At 63.3% G+C, this 13629-nt stretch carries 12 protein-coding genes; 7 read left to right on the top strand and 5 right to left on the bottom strand.

What is annotated here, in order from left to right:
* Positions 1–27 precede the first annotated feature (27 nt).
* Complete coding sequence (locus ACYU8T_RS04965) at positions 28–744, top strand: 2OG-Fe dioxygenase family protein (RefSeq protein WP_461158703.1); 717 nt, start codon at positions 28–30, stop codon at positions 742–744.
* 28 nt (positions 745–772) lie between these two features.
* Here the strand turns inward: ACYU8T_RS04965 and gor are convergent, their stop codons facing one another.
* Together gor and pgi are read right to left on the bottom strand one after the other, a co-directional pair.
* Positions 773–2119: a glutathione-disulfide reductase gene (gor, locus tag ACYU8T_RS04960; protein ID WP_461158702.1), complete on the bottom strand. Its 1347-nt coding sequence runs from the start codon at positions 2117–2119 to the stop codon at positions 773–775.
* Between the two features lie 70 nt (positions 2120–2189).
* Positions 2190–3695, bottom strand: a complete 1506-nt coding sequence (gene pgi, locus ACYU8T_RS04955; protein WP_461158701.1) for a glucose-6-phosphate isomerase — start codon at positions 3693–3695, stop codon at positions 2190–2192.
* Positions 3696–3873: 178 nt separating this feature from the next.
* Between pgi and lepB the strand changes: the two genes are divergently transcribed.
* Genes lepB through ACYU8T_RS04930 form a run of 5 tightly spaced genes read left to right on the top strand, consistent with a single transcriptional unit; the run spans position 3874 to position 8111 of the window.
* Positions 3874–4698 (top strand): signal peptidase I, encoded by an 825-nt coding sequence (gene lepB, locus ACYU8T_RS04950; protein ID WP_097091514.1) that lies wholly within the window; start codon positions 3874–3876, stop codon positions 4696–4698.
* Entirely contained in the window at positions 4653–5366 is a 714-nt protein-coding gene (gene rnc, locus ACYU8T_RS04945) for a ribonuclease III (protein ID WP_461158700.1), read from the top strand. Before lepB ends, rnc begins: the two co-directional genes overlap by 46 nt.
* On the top strand, positions 5363–5608 hold the full coding sequence (locus ACYU8T_RS04940) for a GIY-YIG nuclease family protein (RefSeq protein WP_461158699.1): 246 nt from the start codon (positions 5363–5365) through the stop codon (positions 5606–5608). Before rnc ends, ACYU8T_RS04940 begins: the two co-directional genes overlap by 4 nt.
* 33 nt (positions 5609–5641) lie before the next feature.
* Positions 5642–6550 (top strand): GTPase Era, encoded by a 909-nt coding sequence (gene era / locus ACYU8T_RS04935; protein ID WP_201513877.1) that lies wholly within the window; start codon positions 5642–5644, stop codon positions 6548–6550.
* 58 nt (positions 6551–6608) lie between these two features.
* The gene (locus tag ACYU8T_RS04930) at positions 6609–8111 is read left to right on the top strand and encodes an ABC1 kinase family protein (protein ID WP_461158698.1); all 1503 of its coding nucleotides are present in this window, start codon (positions 6609–6611) and stop codon (positions 8109–8111) included.
* A 58-nt stretch (positions 8112–8169) separates the two neighbouring features.
* Here the strand turns inward: ACYU8T_RS04930 and topA are convergent, their stop codons facing one another.
* The 3 genes from topA to plsY all read right to left on the bottom strand — a co-directional run bounded on the left by topA (position 8170) and on the right by plsY (position 12514).
* On the bottom strand, positions 8170–10761 hold the full coding sequence (topA, locus tag ACYU8T_RS04925) for a type I DNA topoisomerase (RefSeq protein WP_461158697.1): 2592 nt from the start codon (positions 10759–10761) through the stop codon (positions 8170–8172).
* Positions 10762–10835: 74 nt separating this feature from the next.
* Positions 10836–11918: a DNA-processing protein DprA gene (gene dprA, locus ACYU8T_RS04920; RefSeq protein ID WP_461158696.1), complete on the bottom strand. Its 1083-nt coding sequence runs from the start codon at positions 11916–11918 to the stop codon at positions 10836–10838.
* Entirely contained in the window at positions 11915–12514 is a 600-nt protein-coding gene (plsY, locus tag ACYU8T_RS04915; RefSeq protein WP_247231731.1) for a glycerol-3-phosphate 1-O-acyltransferase PlsY, read from the bottom strand. The genes dprA and plsY overlap by 4 nt, the downstream gene beginning before the upstream one ends.
* A 244-nt stretch (positions 12515–12758) precedes the next feature.
* Between plsY and murI the strand changes: the two genes are divergently transcribed.
* Positions 12759–13562, top strand: a complete 804-nt coding sequence (gene murI / locus ACYU8T_RS04910) for a glutamate racemase (RefSeq protein ID WP_461158695.1) — start codon at positions 12759–12761, stop codon at positions 13560–13562.
* Positions 13563–13629 lie beyond the last annotated feature (67 nt).

Genomic DNA, 13629 nt, shown 5'->3' with positions numbered 1-13629 from the left:
CTTTCCCGGCCGCCTAAGAGGCGACATATGCATCAACTGACCTCCGACACGCGCGAACTTCAGGAAGAGCTCGCCAGCTATGGCTTTGCGCGTGTGGCCGGGCCGGAGATGCTCGCAAGACTGAACGTCGGGGATGTGGCATGGAACGCGTTCGCGCGAAGCTGGGACGATCTGGGCCCTGATCTCTACATGGCCGACGGCGGCCGCTACCGACGTCGCCGTCACGCGGCCTTCGAAGCGAGGCAGGGCCATTTCACGCGCAAGCCGCACCAGCCGCATTTTCAAAGCCGCGACTACAACCCCTTGAATGGCGATGTGCAGCGCTGGTTCGATCCGGTTCACCAGGACACGATCGACAGTCCGGTCATGCAGGCCATCCTGGCTTTTTGCGCAGCGGCCTTTGATCAGGCGGGTTCAAAGCGCTGGCACGCGGAAATGCACCAGTTCCGTATCGAGACGTGCGAAGATGACGTCGGGCGGCCCACGCCTGAAGGACTGCATCGGGACGGCGTCGATTGGGTCTTCGTCATGCTCATAGAGCGCCGCAACGTCAGCGAAGGGGTGACCCGCATAGGTGCGCCCGATGGCACGCCGCTCGGCGAGTTCACGCTGGCCTTGCCCGGTGACAGCGTGCTGATCGACGATCACCGCATCCTGCACGGCGTAACAGAGATTCATGCGGTCGAACCAGGCTCGCCCGCGTGGCGCGACGCGCTTGTCGTGACCTTCGCAGACAACAGCTAGCGCGCGGCGCTTATTCGCAATCTATCGATCACTTCAGCAGAACAAGTTCCTCTGCCATGCTGGGATGCAGCGCCACCGTGTCATCAAACTGTTCCTTGGTAAGGCCAGCCTTCACTGCAACGGCCGCGGCCTGCAAAATCTCCGGCGCATCCGGGCCGATCATGTGCAGACCGACAACCCGGTTCGTCGTCGCGTCCACCACCATCTTGTAAAGCGCCCGCTCGTCCCGCCCCGCCAGCACATTCTTCATCGGCCGGAAGTCGGACGTATAGACTTTGACGGTGCCCAGCTTGTTCTTCGCCTGCGCTTCGGTCAGGCCCACGCCAGCCAGCGGCGGATGGCTGAACACCGCCGAGGGCACACAATTATAGTCAACGGTCCGGGGATTATCGCCAAACACCGTATCGGCAAAGGCATGTCCCTCACGAATGGCAACCGGCGTAAGCTGCAAGCGGTTGGTGACGTCGCCCACGGCATAGATGCTCTCGCAACTGGTACGGCTATAGTCGTCGACCTTGATCGCGCCCTTGTCGTCCAACTCGACGCCCGCATTCTCGAGGCCCAGCCCCTCGACATGCGGCTGGCGACCCGTGGCGAACATCACCGTGTCGCAGGGGATGGGATCGCCGTTGCTGAAATGCATGCACAGGGTGCCGTCGTCATTCTTTTCGATCCGCTCCATTTCCGCATTGAAGCGGAACTGGATGCCCTTCATCGTGGAAATCTGGAGTAGCCGGTCGCGGATCTGCTCGTCATAGCCCCGCAGCAGCGTGGAGGACCGGTTGACGATGGTCACATGGCTGCCAAGCTGATGGAAAATGCCCGCAAATTCATTGGCGATATAACCCCCGCCAACGATCACCATCCGCTTGGGGGCATCCTCCAGGTGGAAAGCTTCATTGGACGTGATGCCATGTTCGGCGCCTTTCAGTTCGGGCACTGAAGGCCAGGCGCCTGTCGCGACCAATATATATTCCGCGGTCACTTCGCGGCCACTTGCCAGCTTGACCGAATGCGGCCCCGTAATAGTCGCCCGATCGGAAATCAGCTCGACCTTGTGACTGTCGAGCGTATTGCGATAGAGGCCCTCTAGCCGATCCACATCGGCCAGCACATTGTCACGCAGCACTTTCCATTCGAAGTCGCAATCCGGGACGCTCCAGCCGAAACGGCGCGCGTCCTTCAAATCCTCGGCAAAGTGCGCGCCATAGATCAGCAGCTTCTTGGGCACGCAGCCGCGAATGACGCAGGTGCCGCCGACCCGATATTCCTCTGCGACCGCGACCCTGGCGCCATGCGCCGCCGCCACGCGCGACGCCCGGACGCCGCCGGAACCCGCGCCGATGACAAAAAGGTCGAAATCATAGTCGCTCATGCTGGTCTCCGCTGGATCGTGGCCGGATATGGCGGCTATCCAGCGGAGTTACAAACGGCTTTTGATGGCTTCAGGCTCCGCCCAGCGCCAGATCGATGAGAGCCATGGTCGATGGATCAAAGCCCTTCGTCCCTTCCGCCTCGATGGACTTTGCGATCTCCTTGCCCAGTTCGACGCCGAACTGATCGAATGGATTGATCCCCATCAGCACCGCATTGGCAAAGGTCCGATGCTCATAAAAGGCGATCAATGCGCCCAGCGCGTCCGGCGTCACATCTTCCAGCAGGATCGTGGTGGATGGACGGTTGCCGGGATAAGCCCGCGCGGGATCCGCATCATTCTCCTTGCCCCGCATCAGCGCCGCCCCTTGGGCAAAGCAGTTCACCAGCAATGCGCGGTGATGCGCCGGGTCCAGAGCGTGGCCGGGATCGATCGAAGCGACAAATTCGACCGGGGCCACGATGGTCCCCTGATGCAGCAGCTGGAACACCGCATGTTGCGCATCCGTGCCGACGCCGCCCCATGTGATCGGCGCAGTCGGCCCATCGACCGGCTTGCCATCGCGCGTGACGCTCTTGCCATTGCTCTCCATCTCCAGTTGCTGGAGGTAGGAAGGCAGCAACCGCAACCGTTCGTCATAGGCGAACAAAGCGCGTGTCTGGCATCCCATGATGCGGGCATAATATTGGTCCACGAAAGCAGCGATCAGCGGAGCGTTCTGCGCCGGATCGGACAGCCGGAAATGCCGGTCCATGGCCGCCGCGCCCTCCAACAGGCTTTCGAACGCATCCCAGCCAAGCGCCAGCGCGGCCGGAAAGCCGATCGAAGACCAGAGCGAATAGCGCCCGCCCACTGTCTCGGAAAATGGCAGGATACGCGTTTCGTCCACGCCCCACTCGATCGCCTTGTCCGGACTGGCGGTCAACGCGATCACCTTGCCATAGGGGTCCTCCACGCCCGCCTCTACCAGCCAATTGATCGCGCTCGCCGCGTTCAGCATGGTTTCGGTGGTGGTGAAGGTCTTTGACGCGACCGCGATCAGGGTCGCTTCGGGATCGAAGCGCGCAATCGCCCGCTCCAGGGCCGTGCCATCGACATTGGAGACGATCGCCACGTCGTAACGCGCGCCGTCCCCACCCAGCGCATCCACGATCAGGTTCGGCCCCAGCGCCGATCCGCCGATCCCGATGTGCAGTATATGACGGATGGGGCCCAGCGCCTCACCTTCGATTGCATCGATCAGAGCGCGCATGCGGGCATGCAGCATCTTGGCGCGCGAAACGCTTTCGGCGTTACCCTCGCCCCGTTCTGCGGGATGCTCTGCCGCGCGGCCTTCACTATTGTTGATCGGCTCGCCCGCGAAAAGGGCGTCGCGCCATTTGGCGAAGTCCTTTTCCTCCGCCAGCCTCAGGAACCCTTCCAGCAGTTCGCTGGTCAGGTGCGTCTTCGACCAATCGAACCGCAAAGGTCCCTGCGTAAGCGTGAACTTGCTCAGCCGGTTAGGGTCCGAAGCGAAAACGGTCTTCAGTTCAGGCCGCGGGAGTGCCGCAATGGCCTCCAGTGCAGGGCTGGGCATGGAAGCGTAAATCCTCTTATTCGTTGCTGATGACGACACTGCACCTGTCGATTCTCGTCCTTCTTACCCAAGCGTAACGGCCAATGCACCGCCCGCTATGCTTGACGGCGGGTTTACAACGCAGCAAAAGCCGCAACGGCCTGTTTTCAAGGCGGATCGAAGGATTAGACAACATAGCATGAGCGCAAAATCCGAAACGCGGGACTTCCTATGGTTTCTCGCTAAGCTGGCGGTGTTCGTCTTTGTCCTGCGCAGCTTCATCGTTTCTCCGTTCAATATTCCGTCTGAATCGATGCAGCCGCGACTGCTGATCGGCGACTATCTGCTCGTCGCCAAATGGCCTTATGGCTATTCGCGCTACTCGTTGCCCTTCAACTTGCCGCTGATCCCGGGGCGCATTCTCGCCTCGACGCCAAAGCGCGGGGACGTGGTGGTGTTCAAGGCGCCGCCGAACCAGAAGAATGATTATATCAAGCGGGTCATCGGCTTGCCCGGCGACATGATCTCGGTGCGCGGCGGCACGGTCTATCTGAACGGCCAAGCCATTCGGAAGCAGAAGGTTGCCGACCTCGTCATTCCCGTCTCGCCCAACATGCTGGACGCCGCCGCCAAGGAGGGCAGTCCCTCCCCCTGCTATCGCCCGAAGTTCGAGGAAGATGCGCCGAGCGGCGGACGTCAGTGCCGCTATCCGCAATATCGCGAAACATTGCCGGGCGGCAAAAGCTACAACGTCCTCGACCTCGTTCCGGATGGCGCAGCCGACGATCGCGACACGGTGTTGGTGCCCGAAGGCCATCTCTTCATGATGGGCGACAACCGCGATCGCAGCGCGGACAGCCGTTTCCCGGCGGTCGAAGGCGGCGGCATCGGACTGGTGCCGGAGGAAAATCTCGTAGGAAAGGCGATGATCTCCGTCTTCTCGACCGACGGCAGCGCCAATTGGCTGCTCCCCTGGACATGGTTCACCGCCGCGCGCTGGAACCGCATCGGGGAAGGCTTTTGACGAAGGCCGACACGTCTGGCTGGCTCGCCGGGCTGATCGGACGAGCACCTGAGGATGAAGCGCCCTTTCGTCAGGCGCTCACCCATGGCAGCGCCAACGCCGTCAATTATGAGCGACTTGAGTTTCTGGGCGATCGCGTGCTGGGCCTGATCGTTTCCGAATGGGTCTATGAGCGGTTCGCCAGTGAACCTGAAGGCAAGCTATCACGCCGCTTCAACGCATTGGTGTCGGGTGAGACCTGCGCCGACGTTGCACGCGCGGCTGGCGTGCCGACGCATCTCGTCCTTGGCAAGCAGGCCCGCGACGATGGAGCGGCCGACAGCGACAATGTGCTAGGTGACGTCATGGAGGCGCTGATCGGCGCGCTCTACCTTGAAGCGGGCCTGGACGACGCCCGCGCGCTGGTCCGCCGACTCTGGGCCAACCGGGTCGATACGCAGGAAAGCGCACCCAAGCATCCCAAGTCCGCTCTTCAGGAATGGGCAGCCGCCAACCGCCGCAAGCCGCCCGAATATGCGATGACCGATCGTTCCGGGCCTCATCATGCGCTGAAGTTCACGGTAACGGTGAGCATCAAGGGCGCGGGGGAAGCAAGCGCGACGGGAGGAAGCAAGCAGGAAGCCGAAACGGCAGCGGCGAAGGCATTGTTGGATAAGCTGAGCAGTTGAACCCCGTTTCCCACGTTCCCCAACCTCCGTTCGCGCTGAGCTTGTCGAAGCGCTTTATTGCCTTTCTGAGCGAAGATGGCTTTCCGATAAAACTGGTCTGGTCGCAAGAGTTCGGAACCCGTATGGAGGCGCTTGAAGCTGAGCGTCAGATCAAAGGCTGGGGCCGGGCAAAGAAACTAGCGCTAATTCGTGAAGACTGGAGCCTCATCTCCACCTTAGCGCGCTCAAAAGAAGAGAAGTAAGGCGCTTCGATAGGCTCAGCGCGAACGGAGTAAATGTTGCACGACGTAGAAAATCAACGCTGCGGCGTCATCGCCATCGTGGGCGCCCCCAACGCCGGCAAATCCACGCTGGTTAACGCGCTGGTCGGCCAGAAGGTCGCGATCACCAGCCCAAAGGCGCAGACCACCCGTACCCGCGTGATGGGCGTCGCAATCGAGGGCGATGCGCAGATCGTCCTGGTCGACACCCCCGGCATCTTCGCGCCCAAGCGCCGCCTCGATCGCGCCATGGTTCAGGCCGCATGGGGCGGGGCGCAGGGCGCTGACCTGATCGCGCTCATTGTCGATGGGAAGGCGGGTCTCGGCCCCAAGATGGAGCCGATCATCGAAGCGCTGACCCACCGGACCGAACGCAAATGGCTGATCCTCAACAAGGTGGATATCGCCATAAAGGAGAAGCTGCTGGTACATACCCAAAAGCTTTACGAACGCATTGGCTTCGAAGAGACATTCTTCATCAGCGCCGCGACCGGCGATGGCCTCGCTGAACTCAAGACCGCCTTCGCCAATGCCATGCCCCAAGGCCCATGGCACTTTCCGGAGGATCAGGTTTCCGACGCGACGGACCGCATGCTGGCTGCTGAAATCACACGCGAGCAGCTCTACCACCAGCTGCATGCCGAACTGCCCTACGCCGCCGCCGTCGATACCGAGAAATATAGCGAGCGCGAGGACGGCTCTGTTGAAATCCATCAGCAAATCCTGGTCGCCCGCCCCACTCAGCGCGCCATCGTGCTCGGCAAGGGGGGGCAGCGGCTGAAGGAAATCGGATCGAAGGCGCGCGCGGAACTTGCACAGCTGCTTGGGGTCAAGGTCCATCTCTACCTCCACGTGAAGGTGAAGGAGGATTGGGAAGACGACCGCTTCATCTATCGCGACATTGGCCTCGACTGGGTCGAATGATCACGCCCTGAAAAGATGCACCCCCGAAACAATCGGCGTGGCGCTTCGTTGACGCGCCATGCTCAAGACCATCGTCGTTGCCGCCCGCGACCGTGAGCGGCTGGCCGAAATCACTGCCGTAGCGACCCGTTTCGGCCTTGACCTGCTCCTCGCCAGGATGGGTCTTGCCAAGGAAAAGGACGGCACATCACCGCCAGACCTGCCCGGCCGCACGCGGCGAGCGCTGGAAGCGCTTGGCCCCACCTATGTGAAACTCGGCCAGATCCTCGCCACGCGCGCCGACCTCCTGCCGGAGGATTGGATATCCGAATTTGAAAAGCTGCATAGCGCAGCGCCTACCCTCGATTTCTCCACGCTGCGTCCCCTGTTGGAAGAGGCATTGGGTGAGCCGGTGGAGACGGCCTTCGCCCGGTTCGATGAAGCCCCCCTCGCCGCCGCCTCCATGGCGCAGGTGCATCGCGCAGCCCTGCACAATGGGCGCGAGGTCGTCGTCAAAATCCGCCGTCCCGGCATACGCAAGTCGATGGAAGCCGATCTCCGCCTCATCTCCCATCTCGCGGGGATCGTTGAGGCAAGCAACAGGGAAGCGCGCCGGTTCCAGCCTCGCCCGCTGGTCCAGCAATTGCTGGACACGGTCCTGGAAGAGCTGGATTTCACCAGTGAAGGCCGCAATGCCGACCGTCTGCGCGCAGACCTTGCAGAGCAGCCGCGCGTCGTCATCCCCGAAATCCATTGGCCGCTCAGCAGCGAGACTGTGCTGGTCATGGATTATGTCGAAGGCATAGCGCCCCGCAATGCAGAGGCGCTTCGCGCCGCCGGGATCGATCCAGCCGCCATAGCCGATCTCGGCGCGGACCTCGTTCTTGAAATGGTGCTGGTGAATGGCCGCTTTCACGGCGACCCTCATCCCGGCAATCTTCTCTGCCTGCCGGGCGATCGCCTTGCCCTGCTGGACCTTGGCCTTATCGGCCATGTCAGCGCGCGGCGGCAGCAGCAATTTCTGGCATTCATCCTTTCCCTGCGTTCCAACGACGCGGAAATGATGGCGGACACGCTCATTGGCTGGCATCAGGGCGACCGTCCCTCACGCGAGCGCGTCCTCATGGCGTCAGAGCAGTTGATCGCCCGCCATGGCTCCGGCCCGCTGGTGCTGGGCCGCATGGTCGCCGACTTCTTTCCGCTGATCCGCAAGGAAGGGCTGGTCCTGCCACCCGACCTCGCGCTCATCTTCAAGGCGCTGATCACCATGGATGGGGTGCTGGGCACGATTGAGCCGGGCTTCGACTTGTCGCAGGCGCTGCAACGCTCCCGGGCCCGCCTTATTGCTCATCGCCTGACAGCCAGCCAGTCGCCCGAAAAGCTGGTCCCGCTGCTGCTCGAACTGTCGCGGATCGCTGACGACGCCCCCCGCATGCTCCGCGCCCTGACGCGGAAGCTGGAAGCGGAAGGCGCCGCCGCCAATGGACTGACGGACGGAGCGCTGATCACCGCCGCAAAGTGGCTCGCGGCAGCGATCCTGATGTCCGCAGCAGCGGTGACGGCCGGGTTGATGCTCTCCTAGCTCTCGTCTCCGTTCGTCCTGCGCCTGCCGAAGGGCTCAGGACGAACGGCAACGGACTTCACTCCGAGGCCGCCGCCTTCTTCTTGGCCGCTGGCTTCTTGGCCGCTGGTTTCTTGGCCGCTGGTTTCTTGGCCGCACCATCCTTCTTTGCCGCTGCCTTCTTGGGTGCCGCCTTCTTCTTCCCCTTCTTCGCAGGAGCCGCAGCCGCCCGCGCGTCGATCAACTGTGCCGCCTCTTCCAGCGTCAATGCGTCCTGCTCGATCGTCTTGGGCAAAGTCGCATTGGTCGTGCCATCGGTGACATAAGGCCCGTAACGTCCCGCCATCAGCTTGATCTCGGCCTCCGTGCGCGGATGCTTGCCGAGCAGCTTGAGCGGCTCGCGAGACGCTCCACCGCGCGGTCCCTTGTTCGCCGCGTCAGCGAGCTTCGCAACGGCGCTGTTCATCCCCACCTCGAATATCTCGGCGGTGGAGGACAGGCGTCCATATTTGCCGTCATGCAGCAGATAAGGCCCAAAGCGCCCGATATTCGCCACGATCGGCTTCCCCGTCTCGGGATGCAGGCCAACCTCGCGCGGCAGGCTCAGCAGCTTAACCGCCCAGTCGAGCGTCAGTTCGCCGTCCGGAAGATCCTTGGGAATGGATCCGCGCTTGGCCTCCTTGCCCTCGCCCATCTCGATATAGGGACCAAAGCGCCCGGATTTCCGGACGATGTCCTGCCCGGTCTCAGGGTGCTGCCCCAGCACCTCCGGCCCCTTGTCCTCGCCACCGTCGCTGCCGCCCGGCTGTCCGAACTTGCGCGTATATTTGCACTCCGGATAGTTGGAGCAGGCGATGAACGCCCCGAAGCGCCCACCACGCAACGCCAGTTGCCCGTCACCGCACATCGGGCAGGTACGCGGATTGCTGCCGTCCGCCTTGGGCGGGAACAGCATCGGCTCCAGGAATTTGTCCAATTCGGCGGTGATGTCCGACGGCTTCTGCTCCATGACTTCCGCCGTCTTCGGCTTGAAGTCGCGCCAGAAGGCTTCCAGCACCGCCTGCCATTGGGCGCGCCCGCCGGAAATCTCGTCCAGCTCGTCTTCCAGACCCGCCGTGAAGTCATAGCTCACATAGCGTTCGAAGAAGCGCTCTAGGAACGCCGTCACCAAACGCCCGCTCTCCTCGGCGAAGAAGCGGTTCTTCTCCACCCGCACATAGTCGCGGTCCTTCAGCACCTGAAGCGTGGACGCATAGGTGGAAGGGCGCCCAATGCCCAGTTCCTCCAGCTTCTTGACCAGCGATGCTTCCGAATAACGCGGCGGCGGCTGGGTGAAATGCTGCTCCGCCGTCACTTGTCTTTTGGCAGGCGCATCACCGGCCACAAGGCGCGGCAGCAGCTTGCTGTCGTCATCCTCCGCGTCATCCCGCCCTTCTTCATACAGCGCCAGGAAACCGGGAAAGATCACCACCTGACCAGTCGCCCGCAACGCATGCTGCCCCGAGCCGTCGACCAGATCGATAACCGTCCGCTCTAGCCGCGCCGAAGCCATCTGGCTCGCCAGCGCGCGCTTGAAAATCAGGTCGTAGAGCCGCGCATGATCGCCCGAACCGACCTTGTCCCGCGAAAATTCGGTCGGACGAATGGCCTCATGCGCTTCCTGCGCATTCTTCGCCTTGGTCTGATATTGGCGCGGCTTTTCCGGCAGATATCCGCTATCATAGCGCTCCGCGATCGCCCGCCTCGCGGCGGAGATGGCGCTGCCGTCCATCTGCACGCCATCGGTACGCATGTAAGTGATCGCGCCGTCCTCATAGAGCTGCTGCGCGATCCGCATCGTATGGCTGGCGGAGAAGCCTAGCTTGCGCGCGGCCTCCTGCTGCACCGTCGAGGTGGTGAACGGCGGCGGAGGGTTGCGCGAAACCGGCTTGGTCTCAACCTTTTCGACGGTAAAGCGCCCAGCCTCCACATCCGCCTTCGCGGCCATGGCGTCGCCTTCCTTGCCGATCGTCAGCCGGTCGATCTTCTCGCCCTTCCAGCGCACCAGCCGGGCGGTGAAGCCCTGCCCGCCCTGCTCCATCTCGGCCGCGACTGACCAATATTCCTGGGCCGTGAAGCTTTCGATCTCGCGCTCGCGATCAACGACGAGGCGCAAAGCGACGGACTGAACGCGCCCGGCCGACTTCGCGCCCGGCAACTTGCGCCACAGCACAGGCGACAAGGTGAAGCCCACCAGATAATCCAGCGCCCGCCGCGCCCGATAGGCGTCGATCAGATCCTCGTCCAAAGCGCGCGGCTGCGCCATCGCTTCGGTCACCGCCTGCTTGGTGATCGCGTTGAAGGTCACGCGATCCACCTTCTGCGGCAGCGCCTTCTTCGCCCGCAAAACTTCCTGCACATGCCAACTGATGGCCTCACCCTCGCGATCAGGGTCAGTCGCCAGGATCAATCGATCGGCCTTCTTCGCCTCATCGGCGATGGCTTTGAGCTGCTTGCCCTTGTCCCCATAATTTTCCCATTGCATGGCAAAGCCATTGTCCGGGTCCACCGACCCATCCTTGGGCGGCAAGTCGCGGATATGGCCATAGCTGGCGAGGACGTGGAAATCGCCGCCCAGATATTTCTCGATGGTCTTCGCCTTGGCTGGCGATTCAACGATAACAAGCTGCATTCATGCCCCGGTTTTAAAGTGCTCTCACGTACACGCGCGAGTCTGGAAGGCGCTGAGGCCCTGCGTCAAGAGTGTCACGACAGGCTGACCTTGCCCCCCGCATGCCGCTCCAGCCGGCCCGCGAGTTCCAGCTCCAGCAGCACGGTCTGAACGATCGCGGGGCTAAGGGCGGACAGGCGGATCACCTCATCCACCGGCACCGGCGCATGGCCGAGCAGCCCCAGCACCACCTCCCGCTCCTGCCCCGCCACGTCGGACGATACAGGCGCGGCGCTGAAGTCGAGCCGCCCCTGCCGCACCATGCGCGGGTCGATGCCGCCGATCGCCTCGATCACGTCCGCGCCATTTTGCACTAAAGTCGCGCCCTCACGGATCAGCTGGTTGCATCCTTGCGCCCGAGGGTCAGCGGGCGACCCCGGCACCGCCATGACCTCGCGCCCCGCTTCGACGGCCAGCCGCGCGGTGATGAGCGAACCTGACTTCGGCGCAGCCTCTACAACCACCGTTCCGGCCGCCAGCCCGGCGATGATGCGATTGCGCGCGGGAAAATGCCGGGCAAGCGGCTGCGTGCCGGGAGGATGCTCCGTCACCAACAGCCCGACGCTCGCCACCTGCTCCTGCAACTCGGCATTTTCGGGAGGGAACACGACATCGATGCCGCAAGCGATCACCGCGATCGTGCCCGTCGCCACCGATCCCTGATGCGCCGCCGTATCGATACCCCGCGCAAGGCCGGACACGACCACCGCGCCTTGCTGCCCCAGTTCCTGCGACAGCGTCCGCGCAAAACGGCAAGCGGCGGCAGAAGCGTTGCGCGCGCCCACCATCGCCACGCATTGCCGCCCCGTCAGTCCGACATCGCCCCGCACGATCAGCGCGGGCGGGGAGCCATCCATCTGTTCCAGCAGAAATGGATAATCCTGATCCCCCATCAGCAAGTAGCGCGCGCCAAGCGCCCGGCTGCGGGCAATTTCCTTCTCGACGGCGCCTGCGTCCGCCACAGCCGCCTTGCCGCCGCCCCGCGCAGCCAGTTCAGGGACAGCGCGCAGAGCCTCGCTCGCTTTGCCGAAGCGCGCCATCAACTGCCCGAACGTCACCGGCCCTATGCGGGGCGAACGGATCAGGCGCAGGCGATCGAACCGCTCCTGCTCGCTCACCCCTTCGCCGCCCCGATCTTGGGCTCGGTGCCTTTCGCCAGCCGGGCGATGTTCGCCCGATGCCGCCACAGCAGGATCAGCGTCATCGCCAGCGTGACAGGGACCAGATCGATCCGATCCATGAACCACATCGCAATGGGCGCGCTGATCCCCGCTGCCATCCCGCCGACGGACGACCATCGCGTACCGAACAGCGCACCCAGCCACACGACAGCAAAGACGATCCCCGCAGGCCAGTGCAGCGCCGTCACCACGCCCATCATCGTCGCCACGCCCTTGCCGCCGGCAAAACGCAGCCATAGCGGATAGCAATGCCCGATAAAGGCCATCGCCCCCGCCATCGGCCCGCCATTGTCGATCAATGCCGCGCCGATCAGCACAGCCGCCGCGCCTTTCAACAGGTCGAGCAGCAATGTAGCCGCCGCCAGTCCCTTGCGCCCGGTCCGCAGCACGTTGGTCGCGCCGATATTGCCCGACCCGATCTGCCGCAAATCCCCGGCTCCCGTGACGCGTGTCAGCAACAGTCCAAAGGGGATAGAGCCTAGCAGATAGGAAATCAGCAGGACGAATGCGGGAAGTAGCCAGGGAGGGTTCATGATCTCGCCGAAATGATTGCGGCGCGACCATAGCGTTGCCGCTGCCGGGGGCAAGCTTTGCATATGCGTAAGCGCGATCAGTCTTTAACCTACAGTGATGATTTACTTGCCGTCATGCCAGCGAACGCTGGCATCTCAGGAGCAAGCGCCCAACCCGGATACCCCGATGCACCCTCACCCGCTGGCATCCCAATCGCTCCGAAATATTGACAGCCCCGCCCTCTCCCGCGACATGTGCGCCATAATGAAGGTCGCACCATCAGCCCCCCTGCTGTTCTTCGATTCCGGCGTCGGCGGGCTCTCCATCCTCGCGCCAGCGCGTGCCGCACTGCCCAACGCGCCGATCGTCTACGCAGCCGACAGCGCAGGCTTCCCCTATGGCACGAAGAGCGAGGCGGAAATCGCCGCTCGCGTGCCTGCACTGCTCGGCCGCCTGGTCGAACGTTTCCGCCCGCGCCTGGCCGTGATCGCCTGCAACACCGCCTCGACCATCGCGCTGTCCGCCGTCCGCGCCGCGCTCGACATTCCCGTCGTCGGCACGGTTCCGGCGATCAAGCCTGCCGCGCTTCTTTCCAAAAGCCGCGTCTTCGGCGTGCTGGGCACCGATGCCACCGTGCGCCAGCCTTATGTCGACCGTCTCACTGCCGAGTTCGGTGCGGATTGCACCGTTTTGCGCCACGGTTCCGCCGCTCTGGTCCAGCTCGCGGAAGCCAAGCTGCGTGGCGAACCGCTAGACCCGGCGATAGCGCGCGATGCCCTTGCGGGCTTGCTCGATCAACCCGGCGGCGACCGCATGGACACGGTCGTCCTCGCCTGCACCCATTTTCCTCTGGTGGAAGCGGAGCTTGCCGCCGCAGCGCCCCGCCCCCTCGCCTTCGTCCATGGCGGCGACGGCATCGCCCGCCGCATCGCCTACCTGACGCAGGGACAGGAATGGCCCGCGTCCCGCCCATCCGGGAAAGCCGTCTTCACCCGCCTCGACAACAGCGTCGCAGCGCTCGCGCCCGCCCTCGCCGACTTCGGCCTAACGCAAATGGAAGCTTTGTAAGGGGTGGGACCTTTGGTCCACTCGCAAATTCCTCTATCATTGTGATAGGTATTTCTCCCAAACGCTG

The sequence above is a fragment of the Sphingobium sp. TomMM35A genome (assembly GCF_054771735.1).
Note: the sequence above shows the minus strand (reverse complement) of the source record. Positions and strands in the feature narration are given on the sequence as shown.

Coding starts and splice junctions, on each gene's coding strand:
- rnc (WP_461158700.1), top strand. CDS start 4,653: ATGGTTCACCGCCGCGCGCTGGAACCGCATCGGGGAAGGCTTTTGACG.
- topA (WP_461158697.1), bottom strand. CDS start 10,761: ATGCAGCTTGTTATCGTTGAATCGCCAGCCAAGGCGAAGACCATCGAG.
- murI (WP_461158695.1), top strand. CDS start 12,759: ATGAAGGTCGCACCATCAGCCCCCCTGCTGTTCTTCGATTCCGGCGTC.
- era (WP_201513877.1), top strand. CDS start 5,642: ATGTTGCACGACGTAGAAAATCAACGCTGCGGCGTCATCGCCATCGTG.
- pgi (WP_461158701.1), bottom strand. CDS start 3,695: ATGCCCAGCCCTGCACTGGAGGCCATTGCGGCACTCCCGCGGCCTGAA.
- ACYU8T_RS04930 (WP_461158698.1), top strand. CDS start 6,609: ATGCTCAAGACCATCGTCGTTGCCGCCCGCGACCGTGAGCGGCTGGCC.
- gor (WP_461158702.1), bottom strand. CDS start 2,119: ATGAGCGACTATGATTTCGACCTTTTTGTCATCGGCGCGGGTTCCGGC.
- lepB (WP_097091514.1), top strand. CDS start 3,874: ATGAGCGCAAAATCCGAAACGCGGGACTTCCTATGGTTTCTCGCTAAG.
- plsY (WP_247231731.1), bottom strand. CDS start 12,514: ATGAACCCTCCCTGGCTACTTCCCGCATTCGTCCTGCTGATTTCCTAT.
- ACYU8T_RS04965 (WP_461158703.1), top strand. CDS start 28: ATGCATCAACTGACCTCCGACACGCGCGAACTTCAGGAAGAGCTCGCC.